General features: G+C 39.3%; 13 protein-coding genes. 3 read left to right on the forward strand and 10 right to left on the reverse strand.

The features are described 5' to 3' along the window. From MHH87_RS15790 to pruA, 5 genes are all read right to left on the reverse strand, one after another. Nucleotides 1-1,026: a cytochrome d ubiquinol oxidase subunit II gene (locus tag MHH87_RS15790; protein ID WP_340750185.1), complete on the reverse strand. Its 1,026-nt coding sequence runs from the start codon at nt 1,024-1,026 to the stop codon at nt 1-3. After that, a complete protein-coding gene (locus tag MHH87_RS15795; protein WP_340750186.1) occupies nt 1,023-2,369 on the reverse strand; it encodes a cytochrome ubiquinol oxidase subunit I in 1,347 nt (448 codons plus the stop codon). Before MHH87_RS15795 ends, MHH87_RS15790 begins: the two co-directional genes overlap by 4 nt. A 223-nt stretch (nt 2,370-2,592) precedes the next feature. Continuing rightward, nucleotides 2,593-3,507 carry a diacylglycerol kinase gene (locus MHH87_RS15800; RefSeq protein WP_340750187.1) on the reverse strand — a complete coding sequence of 305 codons (915 nt, stop codon included), beginning with the start codon at nt 3,505-3,507 and terminating at the stop codon, nt 2,593-2,595. A gap of 84 nt (nt 3,508-3,591) precedes the next feature. Beyond that, a complete protein-coding gene (locus MHH87_RS15805; protein ID WP_340750188.1) occupies nt 3,592-4,155 on the reverse strand; it encodes a thioredoxin family protein in 564 nt (187 codons plus the stop codon). 202 nt (nt 4,156-4,357) lie between these two features. Further along, a complete protein-coding gene (gene pruA / locus MHH87_RS15810) occupies nt 4,358-5,902 on the reverse strand; it encodes an L-glutamate gamma-semialdehyde dehydrogenase (RefSeq protein WP_340750189.1) in 1,545 nt (514 codons plus the stop codon). A 177-nt stretch (nt 5,903-6,079) separates the two neighbouring features. Between pruA and MHH87_RS15815 the strand changes: the two genes are divergently transcribed. The 3 genes from MHH87_RS15815 to putP all read left to right on the forward strand — a co-directional run bounded on the left by MHH87_RS15815 (nt 6,080) and on the right by putP (nt 10,220). Further along, nucleotides 6,080-7,378, forward strand: a complete 1,299-nt coding sequence (locus MHH87_RS15815) for a sigma 54-interacting transcriptional regulator (RefSeq protein ID WP_340750190.1) — start codon at nt 6,080-6,082, stop codon at nt 7,376-7,378. Between the two features lie 330 nt (nt 7,379-7,708). Continuing rightward, on the forward strand, nt 7,709-8,683 hold the full coding sequence (locus tag MHH87_RS15820) for a proline dehydrogenase family protein (RefSeq protein ID WP_340750191.1): 975 nt from the start codon (nt 7,709-7,711) through the stop codon (nt 8,681-8,683). A gap of 49 nt (nt 8,684-8,732) precedes the next feature. Then, entirely contained in the window at nt 8,733-10,220 is a 1,488-nt protein-coding gene (gene putP / locus MHH87_RS15825) for a sodium/proline symporter PutP (RefSeq protein ID WP_340750192.1), read from the forward strand. Between the two features lie 141 nt (nt 10,221-10,361). Here putP and gatB read toward each other — a convergent pair whose 3' ends face one another. The 5 genes from gatB to ligA all read right to left on the reverse strand — a co-directional run bounded on the left by gatB (nt 10,362) and on the right by ligA (nt 17,114). Next, nucleotides 10,362-11,789: an Asp-tRNA(Asn)/Glu-tRNA(Gln) amidotransferase subunit GatB gene (gene gatB / locus MHH87_RS15830; protein ID WP_340750193.1), complete on the reverse strand. Its 1,428-nt coding sequence runs from the start codon at nt 11,787-11,789 to the stop codon at nt 10,362-10,364. 1 nt (nt 11,790) lies between these two features. Beyond that, complete coding sequence (gene gatA, locus MHH87_RS15835) at nt 11,791-13,254, reverse strand: Asp-tRNA(Asn)/Glu-tRNA(Gln) amidotransferase subunit GatA (RefSeq protein WP_340750194.1); 1,464 nt, start codon at nt 13,252-13,254, stop codon at nt 11,791-11,793. Nucleotides 13,255-13,317: 63 nt separating this feature from the next. After that, nucleotides 13,318-13,608 carry an Asp-tRNA(Asn)/Glu-tRNA(Gln) amidotransferase subunit GatC gene (gene gatC, locus MHH87_RS15840; RefSeq protein WP_340750195.1) on the reverse strand — a complete coding sequence of 97 codons (291 nt, stop codon included), beginning with the start codon at nt 13,606-13,608 and terminating at the stop codon, nt 13,318-13,320. Between the two features lie 314 nt (nt 13,609-13,922). Next, complete coding sequence (locus tag MHH87_RS15845; RefSeq protein WP_340750196.1) at nt 13,923-15,098, reverse strand: CamS family sex pheromone protein; 1,176 nt, start codon at nt 15,096-15,098, stop codon at nt 13,923-13,925. A 15-nt stretch (nt 15,099-15,113) separates the two neighbouring features. Next, nucleotides 15,114-17,114, reverse strand: coding sequence for an NAD-dependent DNA ligase LigA (gene ligA, locus MHH87_RS15850; protein ID WP_340750197.1), 2,001 nt, complete (start codon nt 17,112-17,114; stop codon nt 15,114-15,116). Nucleotides 17,115-17,117: the final 3 nt, after the last annotated feature.

Consider the following 17,117-nt stretch of genomic DNA (forward strand, 5'->3'; position numbering starts at 1 on the left):
CTAAACATGATCTTCACTTGAACCTGATACGTATTCTTTATTAAACAGGAACAACTTAAACAATAAATAAAGCGATGGGATTAGAAGACACGCCCCTAGTACAAAAGCAATGACAAGCGCAATCGCCATCGCTTTATTCGTAAAGCTGTCATGAATGGTTAAATACGGGTAAAGTAAATACGGATAATGTGAAATGCCGTAAGCGAAAAACGCAAAAGCAAATTGGCTAAAGAGTAAAATAACTGCTAACCCGTATTTTTTTCTCTTCCAAATGAGACCTATTGTAAAAAGGAATATTACCGCAGATATTCCAAACATCCACCACAAGTCGACCATATTTTGAAAGCGCACGGGGTTATGCCCTTTGAATTCCACAATAATACCCGCTGCCGCTATTACAAGCGGAGCTGCCCATATCAGCGCGTATCTTCTCATCAAATCAGAAGCCCGTAAATCATTTGCTTTCCATGCATACCATGTTAAAAAAATAGACGAAATATACAACACGGCAACAATACTCAGCACAACGATACTCCATGTTAACGGGCTTTGAAATAGCGCTGTATAATCTAGCTGTGGCTGCCCATTTACCATGTTGACAAAGCCACCTTCAGAAATTGTAAAGACCACTGACAAGGAAGCTGGAATGAGGAGTCCTGCAATACCGTAAGCCGTTACATAACCCTTGTGTCCAGTTGTGCCGTATGCTTCAAACGCGTAATAAGCACCACGAATTGATAGTAGGAGTAGTGATATACTTACCGGCACGAGTAAAGTGGTCCCATAATAAAAGGCGGTTTGTGGGAAGAATCCCACCATTCCAACAAAGAAGAATACAAGAAATACATTCGTTACTTCCCATACTGGAGATAAATAGCGTTTTATTATTTTGCTTAAAATATCCGAACGATTGGTCAGTACACTATATGCATTAAAGAAGCCTGAACCAAAATCAATCGAAGCCACAATGACATACCCAAACAGAAATGCCCATAATACTACAATGCCGAGAATTTCTAAACTCATACCAAATCACCGCCCTTCGCTGCTGTACGATCTGCAATTTCCCGCTCAATTGAATTTTCCTTGAACATGCGGTGAAGCGCTAAAATACTACCAATTGCGAGCAAAATATAAAGTAAGCAAAATAAGATAAGCATCATATCAACACCATCACTTGTTGTCGCTCCTTCTTCTGTTCGCATAATGCCGCGCAGTATCCATGGCTGCCTTCCTACTTCTGCAAGCCACCAACCCGTCTCTATTGCAATAATGGATAACGGTCCCCCGGCAACAATCAGCCAGTTATACCATTTAGACTGAACAAATACCCAACCACGCCATTTCGCAACTAAGTAAACCAAAGTCAATGCGGTCATAAAAATACCAATAAACACCATGATATTAAATAAATAATGGATATATAGCGGTGGAATTTCATCCTCTGGGAACTGATCTAGCCCAATTACCTCAGCATTAGGATTATTATGCGCTAAAATACTTAGCCCCCAAGGAATTTTAATCGAATATTTTACTTTTCCGTCCTCTAATATTCCAAATAAAACAAGTGATGCACCTGCCTCTGTTTCAAAATGCCACTCCGCTGCGGCAAGTTTCTCTGGCTGATACTCTGCTAAGTATTTTCCCGAAAAATCACCAACTCCAATTGTTGCCACAGAGAAGATGAACCCGAGCTTCATTAATAAATATAATGCCTTCTTATGATAAATATGGTCCGATCCACGTAGTATGCGATAGCCTGCAATAGAAGCTAATACAAAAGCGGATGTCATATACGCTGTTGTTAATACATGTGCAACCTTTGTTGGCATTGCAGGATTAAACATCGCTAATAGTGGTTGGATATTCACAAGCTGTCCATTCACTACGTCAAACCCTTGCGGCGAATTCATAAAGGCGTTCACAATGGTAATAAATACTGCGGACATCGATGCACCAATTGCTACTGGAATGAGTAAGAGCATATGCTTTTTCTGGCTATCAAAGCGATCCCATGTGTATAAATAAATGCCTAAAAAAATAGCTTCAAAAAAGAAGGCGAACGTTTCCAAAAATAGTGGTAGCGCAATGATTTGCCCGGCTAGTTGCATAAAATTCGGCCACAAAAGGGAAAGTTGAAGGCCAATTGCTGTACCGGTGACAACACCAACTGCTACGGTAATGACAAAGCCGCGCGCCCAACGTCTTGCCAATAAAATATAATGCTCATCGCCACTTTTATAGCCTACCCACTGTGCAATCATAATCATGAGCGGTATACCGACCCCAATTGTTGCATAAATAATATGAAAAGATAACGTAATCTCTGTTAGTACGCGACTCCAAAATACTGCGGATTCATTTATCAATTTCCATCTCCCCTAACTACCAAAAATTCGGCCTACAATGGATAGCAACATAATTGCTGCAACAAAAAAACTTAAAATGATTAAATATTTCTCCTGTTTTTTATACATACACCCAACTCCCTTACTTGCACTATATCCATTTATAAGACGTTTAAATACTTCACTACATAAAAAAGAACCTGTAAAAAGAGCGATACACCGCATCTCTTTACAGGCTAAAATTTTATATTCGGTCCTCTTCACGAATATCGTCAATTGGTACGAATACTTCTATATGTCGTTTTAAGTTTTGGAAAATAGCTGGTGCATCGCCGCCGTATTCGCCGTCTAGATTTAAATGAACTTCTTCATCTGACGTCACAAAGACTCGGCTTGCTTTGCGGTAAATCACTCGCTCATCATTTAAATGCTCGCCTCGTAATGTAAGGGAGGCAATGCGAACAAAATCTGCAATGGAGCATTCTTTTAATACCATTACGGTGAACAGCCCATCATTAATCGATGCATCTGGTGCAATTTTTTCAAAGCCGCCCACAGAGTTTGTCAGGCCACATAAAAACATCATTGCATTACCATCAAAGATCTCATCGTCTATTTCAATTCTCATATGCGTTGCTTTAATTGATGGAATCATTTCAATCCCTTTTAAATAATAGGCAAGCTGACCAAGTACCGTTTTCATCTTACTGGGTACCTCATACGTTAACTCCGTAATACGACCACCCGCCGCAATATTAATAAAGTAACGGTTGTCATTTAATAGGCCGACATCAACAGGAATCGTGTCGCCTTTCGTAATAATGTCCACCGCTTCCTCAATTTTACGTGGAATATGCACTGCACGTGCAAAATCATTCGTTGTCCCCATTGGAATTAAGCCTAGCTTTGGTCGCTTTTCGTACTGGCTAATACCGGCAACGACTTCATTTAATGTTCCATCGCCTCCAACAGCAATAACAATATCAAATTCGCGTTCTACTGCAATTTTCGCTGCATTTTCCGCGTCACCCGCGCAAGTTGTGGCGTGACAAGACGTTTCATAGCCTGCAATCTCTAGCTTTTCGAGTACTTCTGGTAAATGCTTTTTAAACACCTCTCGTCCAGACGTAGGGTTGTAAATAATTCGCGCTCTTTTCATGTTCATCATCCTGATTTTCGTATTTAAAAATATTACGTATTAGGCTAATAAAAAGTTCCTACACAAGAGTAGGAACTTCTCCATTTATCTTTTTAATGCAGTATTTACTTTTGCTTTAAAATCTTCATAAACGTAAGACCATAGTTGTGGATTCTCTACGTATTGTTTACGCATATTATCATACATCGCTTTTTGCGCTTCTTCAAATGATGCGTCTTCTTTATCAGGTAAGTTTGCACGCATGTCCATTACAAATTCTTGTAGTTGCGGTGCACGAGGACCCCACTGACCAACGACTTCCCCTGCTTCATTTAAAAGAAGATAAATCGGAATAGCACGTCCACCATTTGTTAAATAGCGGTCGATTAAGTCTGTATCTGCATCACGAAGCACTGTTCGCACTTCTAAATCAGCTGCTTCTGCAGTTTTACGGATAATTGGATTGTTAATCATTGCATCGCCGCACCAGTCTTCCGTAATCGCTAAAATGTGGATGTTTTTTGCCGTTAGCTCTTCAATAAACGCGTCCCCTGCTGGCACTTCGAAGCCTTTATAAATAGCAAAGCTTTGTTCTTTTAATTGAGACATGCCGTCCATATAGTCAGCCATTAACTGGCCTTGCTCAAAATATTGTTGTTCTGTTTTCATCATTTATCCCTCCACTACTAGTATTAACCATATTGTGCATGGAATTTCTCCAAAATACAATTAGAAATACACAACTCGCCCAAAATAGGGCGAGTTGATGTCCTTATTTATGTGGATGGAAAATTTCACTTACTTACCCACAAATAAAGCCGTACCAAAATATCATGGTACGGCTTCTCTCGTTTATGAGTGATTCGTGAGATTAAAACATTTCAGAAGTTGTTTTTGCTTGTAAATGCAGTTGTAAGTAATCAGGACCACCAGCTTTTGAATCGGTGCCTGACATATTGAATCCACCAAATGGTTGGTAACCTACGATTGCACCTGTACATCCACGGTTGAAGTAAAGGTTTCCTACGTGGAATTCTTCGCGCGCATATTCTAAATTCAGACGATTTTTTGTAATAACAGCCCCTGTTAACCCGTACTCTGTGTCATTTGCAATCGAGATTGCCTCTTCAAATGAATCTGCTTTTGCAATGGCTACGACTGGTCCGAAAATTTCTTCTTTCATAATGCGCGCTGATGGTTCTACATCGACGAAAACTGTTGGTTGTACGAAATAACCAACTGAATCATCCGCTGTTCCCCCTGCTACAAGACGCCCTTCTCCTTTACCGATTTCAATGTACTCAGAAATTTTCTTGAATGCATTTTGATCGATTACTGAGTTTAAGAAGTGTGATGGATTTGTTGGGTCTCCAACTGTTAACTCCTTTGTAAGCTCTGTTACGCGAGCTACCACTTCATCGTACACATCTTTTACGATGACTACGCGTGAACAGGCAGAACATTTTTGACCTGCAAAGCCGAATGAAGATTTCACAATTGATTGTGCAGCTAATTCTAAATCCGCTTCTTTATCAACAACAATCGTGTCTTTTCCACCCATTTCAGCAATGACACGCTTAATCCAAATTTGGCCATCGTTTAACACAGACGCACGCTTGTTAATACGTAGTCCGACATCACGTGAACCAGTGAAACTAATGAAGCGTGTTAGTGGATGATCAACTAAATAGTCCCCTACCTCCGCACCATTTCCAGGTACAAAATTGACTACCCCTGCTGGAAGACCGGCTTCTTCTAGCACTTCGATAAATTTATATGCAATAACAGGTGTTGTAGATGCTGGCTTTAATAATACGGTATTGCCCGTAACAACTGCCGCTACCGTTGTTCCTGCCATAATGGCAAACGGGAAATTCCATGGTGAGATCACAATACCGATACCTAATGGGATGTAGTCATAACGGTTGTATTCATCAGGGCGACTTTCAACAGGTTGGCCATCTTTTAAACGCAACATTTGGCGACCATAATATTCTAAGAAATCGATTGCTTCCGCTGTTTCAACATCTGCTTCGTTCCAAGACTTACCAGCTTCTTTTGTTAATAGAGCTGAGAATTCATGCTTGCGACGGCGAATAATTGTTGCCGCTTTAAATAATACATCTGCACGTACTTCCGGTTTTACTTTTTTCCATGTTTTAAATGTTTCATTCGCAGCTTGCATTGCTTTTTCAGCTAGTTCTTGATCCGCTTTTGATACGCGACCGATTAATTGCGCTTTGTTTGCTGGGTTATAAGAATTTATTTTGTCTGCTGTAGTGATGCGTTCACCACCAATAATTAGTGGATAATCAGCACCTAATTGTTGCTCCACCTTTGCTAATGCCTCTGTATACGCTTGTTTATTCTCTTCCACACTAAAATCTGTAAATGGCTCATGTTTATAGTTAATCATTTAAAATTCCTCCTAATGTTTAGCGCAATATAATATTGCACTCTATTATTCTTAATTAACTCAATTGTGCAATAATTCGTTGCTTAAATCAACATTTTTTTCTGTTTTATTTAAAATAATCCGAATTTTATATCAGGCATGCTAAAATAATAAAATAGAGAAGGAGCTGAAAAGTGTATGAAACCTAGCGATCTTAGCAAGGTATATGAGTTCATGACAGAACAAATCCAAACTGGCTTATGTGCAATCGATGAAAGCGGTCGAGTCATAATATATAATAAAAAAATGCGTGAACTAACGGGTGAGTCGATTCAAGAGGTTGCACAACGATTTGTTTCAGAATCATTAGACTTCAATCATGAGCACAATATTTTACATAACGTACTCCAATCTGGACAGTCCTTATGCCATGTTAAACATACATTTTGGAATAAAAAAGGTGAAGAAGTAACAATTATTAGTGACTACTTTCCACTTGTCCAAGAGGATGGTTCAAAAATTGCTATTCAGTTTGCTCGTGATGTTTCACAACTAGAGTTTTTAATGGATCGACCACTGAGTCGCTATGGTGCGCCGTTAACATTCGATATTATTACGGCAGTTTCAACAGCAATGCGTCAAGTTATTCAGCAAGCAAAAATTGCTGCCATGGGTCGGATTCCAGTTTTGTTAATTGGTGACTCCGGAACCGGAAAAGATATGATTGCAGAAGGGATTCACCATGAGCTAGCAGAAAAAAATGAAATGTTCATTACGCTTATTTGTCACCGCAATGAAGATATGTTATTAAAACAACTAGAAACCTATATTGCCGAAGCTGAAAATTACACCTTCTTTGCAGTACGTATAGAGTATCTTTCAATGTCAGCACAAGATCGTATTACAAAACTGCTCGAAGCACATAAAGAGCGTAAACATGTGTTTATTGCAAGTATTGGTGAAGACCCAATTGACTTAATTCAGCAAGGACGATTATCCAAAAATTTATACTATTTATTTTCAAATTTAACTATTAAAGTACCGTCATTACATGAAAGACGTGAAGATATTATGCCCTTCATCGAAGACTATTTTTCTCGTAGACGCATCAACTATGGGATTCATGTAAAAGGCTTATCAAAAGAAGTCGAACAAGTTTTTCTAAATTATGATTGGCCAGGTAATTTAAAAGAACTTGAGGTTTTGCTTGATGATATTAGTCTACTCCTAACAAATGAAGAATATGTGGAAATGTCGATGTTACCCGCCTATTTCAAGTGGAAACTAAAGCAAACACAGTCACCAAAAGAAAGTAATCCACTCTTATTGAACTTTAATAATGAGCAGGGGTTACGTCCATTAGATGAGTATTTGCGTGAAGTAGAAGACTACTATATTGCATATGCGCTGCAACTCAATGACGGCAATATTTCACAAACAGCAAAAGCGCTAGGCATTCATCGCCAAGGCTTACAATACCGTCTAAAACGAAAATAAGGACAACCGGCTCCCCCTTCATTAAGGAAGGAGTCTTTTTTTATGCAAAAAATTAATGCGTTTATATATTAAGAAATTAAAGAATAGATAAATTATACAAAAAAGGAGAATAAATATTCATAAACTAGTATTTTCCTATAACTTTTGTGCAGATTTACTATTTCTAAAATTATAAAAAATAAAATTATTCAGGCTAAAAACCTTGATAAATCAACATTATAAAGTGCAATAATCTGAAAATAAAAAAAACAATATTCCCTTTTTAAAATTTTTACTATATACTCACTTCAACGTTAACTTATTTTTTATACACTAGGAGGATACATTCACATGAAGTTAAAGGACCTTTTTATTTCTCTTTCGGAGAATAGAACATTAAATTCTGCTGCACAAAAGTACGGTCTTAAATTCGGGGCGCAAAATGTCGTTGCAGGTACAAATATCGACGAAGCAATCGAAAGCATCAAGGAATTAAATAAACATGGCATTTCATGCACAATTGATAATTTAGGCGAATTTGTTTTCGAAAAATCTGAAGCACTTGCAGCAAAACAGCAGATTTTAGCTGTGATTGAACGAATTAATGCCGACCAAGTGGATGCACATATTTCACTTAAACCTTCTCAGCTTGGTTTAGATATTGATTATGATTTTTGTTATGAAAACTTAAAAGAAATCGTGTCAATTGCTCATCAGTATGGTATATTTGTTAATTTCGATATGGAAAATTATACTCGTCTTCATACGTCATTCCAATTGCTAGAGTCATTAAATGAGCACTATGACAATGTGGGTACAGTTATTCAAGCGTATTTCTTCGAATCAGATCAAAATATTGAGCGTTATAAAAACTTCCGTCTACGTCTGGTTAAAGGGGCATACAAAGAAGACCCAAGTGTAGCATTCCAAACGAAAAAAGAAATTGATCAAAAATTTATCGAGCAAATTGAGTATCATCTACTCCACGGTAAGTTCACGTCGATTGCTACACATGACCACAATGTGATTAACCATGTAAAGCAGTTTGTTAAACAGCATCAGATTTCGAATGAGAAATTTGAGTTCCAAATGCTGTATGGCTTCCGTAAAGATATGCAACTCAGCCTTGCCAAAGAAGGTTACAACTTCTGTACTTATTTACCGTTCGGAAGTGATTGGTACGGTTATTTCATGCGTCGCCTAGCTGAACGCCCACAAAATTTAACGCTAGTAACAAAGCAAGTATTTAATAAAAAGACCAATATGCTACTTGGTATTGGTACAGCCGCATTTGTCCTAGGACGTGTTACAAAACGTAAGTCGTAATAAGGAAAAAGAGGAATGGTTCAACATTTAAAACAAGGGGGGCATTTATATGTCAGATATGAGTTTCCAGCTACTCGCGATCGTCATTTATATGATTGCGATGTTAGCAATTGGTTGGTATGCATTTAAGAAGACTAGTAATTTAACAGATTATATGTTAGGTGGACGCGGACTTGGTGCGACTGTAACAGCTCTTAGCGCAGGGGCCGCAGACATGTCTGGTTGGCTACTAATGGGGTTACCAGGTGCTATTTATTTATCTGGTTTAGTAGAAGTTTGGATTGCGATTGGTTTAACTATTGGTGCTTATCTAAACTGGTTATTGGTAGCGCCGCGCTTACGTGTTTATACACAAGTAACGAAAGATTCGATTACAATTCCGAGTTTCTTAGATAACCGTCTGCGTGACAATACAAAATTACTACGTATTGCATCAGGGCTTATTATTTTAGTATTCTTTACGTTCTATGTATCATCAGGTATGGTATCCGGCGGGAAGTTCTTTGAAAGTTCATTCGGCTATGATTATCATACAGGATTACTAGTTGTATCCGCTGTTGTTGTAGCTTACACATTATTTGGTGGATTCTTAGCGGTTAGTTATACAGACGTTATTCAAGGCTTAATCATGGTAATCACGTTAATCGCTGTTCCTGTATTTGGGATATTCCTAACTGGTGGTATTGGTGAAACAATCAACTCAATTAAGCAAGTAGATCCTGAGCTATTAACATTACTTCCGGCATCGGCTTCTGCTGCTGCAATTATTTCTTCCGTTGCATGGGGCTTAGGTTACTTCGGTCAACCACATATTATCGTACGTTTTATGGCGATTAGCTCTGTAAAAGAAACGAAAAGTGCACGCCGCATCGGGATTGGCTGGATGATTTTCAGCTTACTTGGTGCCATTGCGACAGCATTTGTTGGCATTGCTTACTTCCAACAGCAAGGTATCGAACTAAAAGATAGCGAAACTGTATTTATCGTACTTGGTCAAATTTTATTCCACCCGTTCATTGCAGGGATTATACTTGCAGCTATTTTAGCAGCTGTAATGAGTACGATTTCTTCACAATTAATCGTAACATCTTCAGCTTTAATTGAAGATATTTATAAAGCTTTATTCAATAAAACAGCTACAGATACGCACTATGTATTCATGGGGCGAATGTCTGTACTTGTTGTATCAATCATTGGAGCAGTTATTGCTTGGAATCCAGAAAGCTCAATTTTAGGCTTAGTTGCATTTGCATGGGCAGGATTTGGTGCTTCATTCGGTCCAATTATATTACTTTCATTATTCTGGTCTAAACTAACAAACTATGGTGCATTAGCTGGAATGGTATCCGGAGCTGTAGTTGCCTTCGTTTGGGGGAAAATGGAAAACTTAACAAGTATGCTTTATGAAATTGTACCTGGCTTCTTAGTATGTTTAGTTGTAGCAGTGATCGTCAGCCTGATCACTTATAAACCAAACAAAGAAATTGAAGAAGAATTCGCTGAAACAAAACGCATTATGAAAGAAGAACAAAACTAAATATTACAAAGGCACAACTCGACTAAAATAAGGCGAGTTGATGTCCTTACATATGTGGATAGGAAAGGTAACCTTTCTTATCTACAAACGAAAAACTCGGAGTAAGCACAGTGCTTACTCCGAGTTTTTCATTTGGAAAAATTAACGTTTATTAATTTCTTCCATAAGGATTTGGTTTGTCAGTTGAGGATTTGCTTGTCCTTTTGAAGCCTTCATAATTTGGCCAAGTAGCGCTTTAAGTGCACGCTCTTTACCATCTTTAAAGTCAGCTACTGATTTTTCGTCTGCATCAAGTACAGTCGTAACAAAACCACGAATCACTTCAGGATCAGAAATTTGAACTAAGCCTTTTTCTTTTACGATTTTCGTAGCTTCACCGCCGTTAGCCACTAACTCAGTGAAGACTTTTTTCGCGATTTTTGATGAAATCGTACCATCAGAGATTATTTTAATCATACCAGCTAAGTTTTCAGGTGTAAGTGCTGTCTCGTTTAGGTCCTTGCCTTCCGCTTTTAAGTACGCAGAAACATCTCCCATTAACCAGTTGGCAGCTAACTTCGCATCCGCACCAGCAGTTACCGTTGCATCAAAGAAATCAGATATGTCTTTACTTACAACAAGTACAGCTGCGTCATAAGGCGTTAAACCAAGTTCTGATTCATAACGCGCTCTACGTGCATCTGGAAGCTCAGGAATTTCAGCTTTTACACGCTCTAACCACGCATCATCAATTGAAAGATGTACTAAGTCTGGTTCAGGGAAGTAACGGTAATCATCCGTACCTTCTTTTACACGCATAAGAATTGTTTTACCAGTTTTCTCATCAAAACGACGAGTTTCTTGGCCAATTTCTCCACCGCTAGAAAGAACTTGTGCTTGTCGAATTTCTTCATGCTCAAGACCTTTACGAACGAATGAGAATGAGTTTAAGTTTTTCAGCTCTGCTTTTGTACCGAATTGTTCTTGACCATATGGACGTAGTGAAATGTTGGCATCACAACGTAATGAGCCTTCTTCCATACGTACATCTGAAACGCCTGAATACTGAATGATTGATTTCACTTTTTCAAGATAAGCATATGCTTCAGCAGGAGTACGGATGTCTGGCTCAGAAACGATTTCAACTAACGGTGTACCTTGACGGTTGAAGTCAACAAGTGAATAACCATCTGCGTGAGATAGTTTACCAGCATCTTCTTCCATATGAAGACGTGTAATACCGATACGTTTTGTATAGCCGTCTACTTCGATATCAACCCAGCCATTTTTACCAATTGGTTTATCAAATTGTGAAATTTGGTAAGCTTTCGGATTGTCCGGATAGAAGTAGTTTTTACGGTCGAATTTTGTTTCTTGTTCGATTTCCATGTTTAATGCAAGTGCTGCACGTATAGCGTAATCTACTACGTTTTTGTTTAACACAGGTAAAACGCCTGGGTAACCTAGGTCGATTACAGATGTGTTTGTATTTGGCTCAGCACCGAAATGGTTAGGTGATGAAGAGAAGATTTTAGAGTTTGTTTTTAACTCAACGTGTACTTCTAAACCAATAATCGTTTCAAAGTTCATATTATTTTACCTCCCAAATTTGAGGTGTTTTTGTATTGAAATCCGTTGCTTGCTCATAAGCATAAGCAGTACGGTAAATTGTTTCCTCATCGAAGTGTTTACCGATAATTTGTAAGCCTAGTGGTAGACCGTTTTCAAATCCACATGGGATCGAAATTGCAGGAACACCAGCTAAGTTGATAGGAATTGTTAAAATATCGTTTGCGTACATTGTCATTGGATCTTCTACGTTTTCACCAATTTTGAATGCTGGTGTTGGCGCAGTAGGTCCGATGATTACATCGTAGTCTTCAAATACTTTGTCGTAATCTGCTTTAATTAATGTACGTGCTTGTTGCGCTTTTTTGTAGTAAGCATCGTAAGTTCCAGCACTTAGAGAGTAAGTACCAAGCATAATACGACGTTTTACTTCATCACCGAAGCCTTGTGCACGTGATTCTTTGTAAAGTTCCATTAAGTTTTTCACGCCTTCAGCACGGAAACCGTAACGGATACCGTCGAAACGAGAAAGATTTGAAGAAGCTTCTGATGATGAAAGAATGTAGTAAGCTGCTAGTGCGTATTTAGAATGAGGAAGTGATACTTCTTCAACTGTAGCGCCTAATTTCTTTAATACTTCAAGTGCGTCTAAAACAGATTGTTTCGCTGCTTCGCCAACACCTTCACCTAAAAACTCTTTTGGAACAGCAATACGCAGGCCTTTAATATCGCCATTAAGTGTTGCTGCGTAATTTGGTACTTCAACGTTAGCTGAAGTTGAATCCATTGGATCTACACCTGAGATTGCTTCAAGTAATAGAGCGTTGTCGCGTACGTTGCGTGTAATTGGTCCAATTTGGTCAAGAGATGATGCAAATGCAACAAGACCGAAACGTGATACACGTCCGTAAGTTGGTTTCATCCCTACAACGCCGCAATATGCTGCTGGTTGACGAATAGAACCACCTGTATCAGAACCAAGTGAGAATGGTACTTCACCAGCTGCTACTGCTGCTGCAGATGCACCTGAAGAACCGCCTGGTACGTGAGCCAGACTCCATGGATTTTTTGTTGTTTTGTAAGCAGAGTTTTCGTTTGAAGAACCCATTGCGAACTCATCCATGTTTAATTTCCCGATTGTTACCATACCTGCTGCGCGCAGTTTTTGTACAACCGTTGCATCGTAAATTGGCATGAAGCCTGCAAGAATTTTAGAAGCACATGTTGTTTCTAATCCTTCTGTTACGATATTATCTTTAACCCCGATAGGAAGACCGAAAAGTGGTCCGCGTTCCTCGAAAGGTACTTTATCCATTTCAGCAGCTTGAGCAGTTGCTTGTTCTTCATTTAATGCTAAGAATGCTTGTACTTCACTGTCTAATGCATTAACGCGTGCGTATGCTTCTTTTGTTAATTCAGCAATCGTTAATTCGCCGTTATGTAGGCTTTCTTGTAATTCAGTTGCTGAGCGTTCAAATAACGTCATGAAAGATCCTCCTTTTTTATAATCAAATTCGCCGGAAACTTAGATAGTATGAAGCATACTATTTTAGTCTAAGATTGATGGTACTTTAACTTGACCAGCTTCTTGTTCTTTAACGTTTAGCATCATTTTTTCACGATCTAAACCTTTGCCTGCAACGTCTTCGCGCATTACGTTTACTAATGGTAATACGTGTGTAGTTGGTTCTACATTCGTTGTATCTAATTCGTTCAGCTGCTCAGCGAAATCTGTAATTTTACCAAGTTGTTCAGCAAATTTTTCCGCTTCTTCTTCTGTAATAGCAAGACGCGCTAAATGAGCTACGTGCTTCACTTCTTCTTTTGATAGTTTTGCCATTGTTTACACCTCCAGATTCGATAAACCATGCCCATTATCATACCATTTTTCATTTTAAAAATCACAACTTTACATAAAATAACGCAAAGTGACGCTCAGAATTTGACGAATTACCGCCATTCGATGAACTAAAGTACTACCGCAATTGAAATGCTCATTCGCGCTAGTTTACACCCGAACGAAAAAACCGTCGCATCCACGGGACATTGCCGGAATAACTTACATGGTTACGCCCCAACTTTTAAGGAGTAGCGCGAATGCTTAGACAGATAAAAACAGTGCCACGCAAGTAGCATGACACTGCAATTTCCAATTTATTCATAAATATGAACGAATGGCTCATCATTATTTCGTTCTTTTTTAATAAGCGCCTCTGGACCATTCACTGATGTAATACTTACATTAATATTTAAATCTTTTGGCAGTTGCTTTAGCATGACCCCTGTTAAATATTGTGTAAAGCCAATGAGCTCAGCTGTGCCGTAAAATTGTATCGGAATTTCAATTTCAAGCGTTTGGATTTTTTTGTTTTGATAAAAGCCAGTACCGATTACACTCGTAAAGTTTGAGAAGTACTGATCCACGTCTTGCTTAAAGTTTTGAAAGCTCGTGTTCATATCACGGTAAATATCATCCGGCGAGGACATCGGAAAGGTAACGTATTTTTCGTCAATCGTTTCCCAGTCACCGAGGCCATTTTTCCCTGCATCGACTACATTATAAGCAAAGTACGTCCCCGGAACAATTGAGTTACGTGCTTCCTGCTTAAATAATCCAATGACAATTGGGATATCTGCAAGTTCCGTGCGTGCACGTAAGCGCGTAATAACTTCTGCTGCAATTTTCTTACCAGCCTTTTCAAGCTCGGCCTCTGGAATCTTTTGCTCATAAAACTCTCCGTACTGTTCTTTTTGATAATAATAAATCGAATTGAGCGCAAGGCCAATAGACATCCCAGCAAGCTTTACTTTATTATCATCTGTTTTCATTAAATAGTTTTGCTCGATTAAATGGGCGACATAAATAGGGGCTTCAACTGCCTTTATCGACGGATCCATTTCTGCACCTGTTTTTGCATCAAGACTAGAAGGGTTTAAGCCTTGTAAATCAGGACCTTTATCTTTTGTTTGATTGCTACGAGCTAGCCAGTTACTGACCGTATTTTCCGATAAATACTGGCCTTCCTGGAAGTAATAATTTTCGGTATCAAATTCGGCTTGAGAAAGACGCATTAAGCCATTTTCGACTTCCTTCATATCATATTTCGTATTAATATTTGATACGACGAGGCCACGACTGGCGCTCTCTTTATAAGGAATCAGTGTTTTATAATAGTTTTCACTTAGTTGAAGATTCGGGATGATAGTTGTTTCCACTTCTTCTGCTTCATCTGACTGTTGCAATACCTCTGTATCCTCTTTAAAGGATGGTGTACAACCAGCTAGCATCGCAAGGGCGATCATCGCCGGTATCCAGCGAAATCGGGTCATGAGAACAGGTCTCCTTTACTGTTGTAATTGTTCAATTAGACGATTTTCGTCCCAAATTTCAATGCTTAAGCTTTGTGCCTTTGTCAGCTTTGAGCCAGCATCTTCACCTGCAATAACAAGGTCTGTTTTTTTACTAACACTCCCTGCAACCGTACCACCTAACTCTTCTATTTTCGCCTTAGCTTCGTTGCGTGTCAATTGCGCCAATTTTCCTGTTAACACAATTGTTTTCCCAGCAAACGGATTAGTGCCGACTTCTACCTGTACCTTTTTGCCTTTGAATGTCATATTAATGCCGACATCTTTTAGGCGTGTAATAAGGAGTTGGATTTTTTCGTTGGCAAAATAATTCACGACAGACTCGGCCATTTTATCACCGATTTCGTGAATTTCTTTTAAATGCTCAAATTCAGCTTCCATTAATGCATCCATCGTTTCATAATGCTCTGCTAAAATTTTCGCTGCCTTCTCACCAACGTGACGAATACCTAAACCGAATAATAGGCGCTCAAGTGAATTATCCTTAGACTTTTCAAGCGCTTCGACTAAGTTCGTAGCAGATTTTTGCCCCATTCGGTCAAGTTCGATTAGCTGCTCTACTTGAAGTAAGTAAAGATCTGCTACATCGTGAATATAGCCTTCACGCAGTAATTGCTCCACTACCTTTTCACCAAGACCATCAATATTCATCGCATTGCGTGATACAAAGTGCTTCACACCTTCTGCAATTTGCGCTTGGCATAGCGGATTTACACAGCGTAGTGCAACATCACCTTCAATACGAACAAGTTCACTTTCACAAGCAGGACAATGTGTTGGCATTTTGTACGGGACGGAATCTTCCTGACGTTGTTCTACTAGGACACCAACCACTTGTGGTATAATATCGCCGGCTTTACGGATAATAACCGTATCAGTTATACGAATATCTTTTTCACGAATTAAGTCTTCATTATGCAAAGAGGCACGGCCAACTGTTGAACCTGCGACGAGTACTGGTTCTAAAATGGCTGTTGGCGTAATCACACCTGTACGACCCACTGTTAGCTCAATATCAAGAAGCTTCGTCACAACTTCCTCCGCCGGGAATTTATACGCGATTGCCCAGCGTGGACTTTTTGCTGTAAAGCCAAGCTCATCTTGATGCGCATAACGATTTACTTTAATTACAATTCCGTCAATTTCATATGGTAAATTTGGGCGTTCTTCTGTCCATTTAGTAATAAACGTTAAAACGTCGTCAATTGTTGCACAAGCCTGACGTTCTTTATTTGACGGGAAGCCAAGCTCCGCTAAATAATCAAGCATCTCACCGTGACCATCAATGCCGTACGCCTCGCCGTCCCCACCAATTGCATAAATAAATGTTGATAGCTGGCGGCTCGCTGCGATTTTAGGATCCAGCTGACGCAGTGACCCTGCTGCTGCATTTCGCGGATTCGCAAAAAGCTCCTCACCCTTTTCCGTACGTGCTGCATTTAATTTTTCAAATGACTTTTTCGGCATATATGCCTCGCCACGTACTTCAATTGTGACAGGTTTAGTTAGACGTAGTGGGATTGCGCGAATCGTTTTTAAATTCGCCGTAATGTCCTCACCAAGATAGCCATCGCCGCGTGTCGCTCCTTGAATAAATACACCGTCCTCATACCGCAGTGAAATCGCTAGTCCGTCGATTTTCAGTTCGCATACATATGAGTAATCCTCGCCGATTGCTTGACGAATTTTACGGTCAAAATCACGTAGGTCCTCTTCATTGAAAGCATTTGACAGACTTAGCATCGGTGTTGCATGGGTCACCTTTTGAAAGCCTTCAAGCACCGTACCGCCAACACGTTGCGTCGGCGAATCCGGAAATATAAACTCTGGATTCGCTTCTTCTAATGCAATTAATTCATGTAGTAGCTGGTCGTACACACTGTCTAAAACGACCGGCTGATCTAGCACATAATAGGCATGTCCATATTCATGAAGGAGTTTGTTTAATTCTGCAATGCGTTGTTCAATTTCGTTCATATA

Source organism: Solibacillus sp. FSL H8-0538 (assembly GCF_038003525.1).
GTDB lineage: Bacteria > Bacillota > Bacilli > Bacillales_A > Planococcaceae > JBBOPI01.

What these genes read in the sequence shown, in the direction of transcription:
- MHH87_RS15790 (WP_340750185.1), bottom strand. Translation starts at nt 1,026, where the DNA reads ATGAGTTTAGAAATTCTCGGCATTGTAGTATTATGGGCATTTCTGTTT.
- MHH87_RS15800 (WP_340750187.1), bottom strand. Translation starts at nt 3,507, where the DNA reads ATGAAAAGAGCGCGAATTATTTACAACCCTACGTCTGGACGAGAGGTG.
- MHH87_RS15805 (WP_340750188.1), bottom strand. Translation starts at nt 4,155, where the DNA reads ATGAAAACAGAACAACAATATTTTGAGCAAGGCCAGTTAATGGCTGAC.
- pruA (WP_340750189.1), bottom strand. Translation starts at nt 5,902, where the DNA reads ATGATTAACTATAAACATGAGCCATTTACAGATTTTAGTGTGGAAGAG.
- MHH87_RS15815 (WP_340750190.1), top strand. Translation starts at nt 6,080, where the DNA reads ATGAAACCTAGCGATCTTAGCAAGGTATATGAGTTCATGACAGAACAA.
- MHH87_RS15820 (WP_340750191.1), top strand. Translation starts at nt 7,709, where the DNA reads ATGAAGTTAAAGGACCTTTTTATTTCTCTTTCGGAGAATAGAACATTA.
- putP (WP_340750192.1), top strand. Translation starts at nt 8,733, where the DNA reads ATGTCAGATATGAGTTTCCAGCTACTCGCGATCGTCATTTATATGATT.
- gatB (WP_340750193.1), bottom strand. Translation starts at nt 11,789, where the DNA reads ATGAACTTTGAAACGATTATTGGTTTAGAAGTACACGTTGAGTTAAAA.
- gatA (WP_340750194.1), bottom strand. Translation starts at nt 13,254, where the DNA reads ATGACGTTATTTGAACGCTCAGCAACTGAATTACAAGAAAGCCTACAT.
- gatC (WP_340750195.1), bottom strand. Translation starts at nt 13,608, where the DNA reads ATGGCAAAACTATCAAAAGAAGAAGTGAAGCACGTAGCTCATTTAGCG.
- MHH87_RS15845 (WP_340750196.1), bottom strand. Translation starts at nt 15,098, where the DNA reads ATGACCCGATTTCGCTGGATACCGGCGATGATCGCCCTTGCGATGCTA.
- ligA (WP_340750197.1), bottom strand. Translation starts at nt 17,114, where the DNA reads ATGAACGAAATTGAACAACGCATTGCAGAATTAAACAAACTCCTTCAT.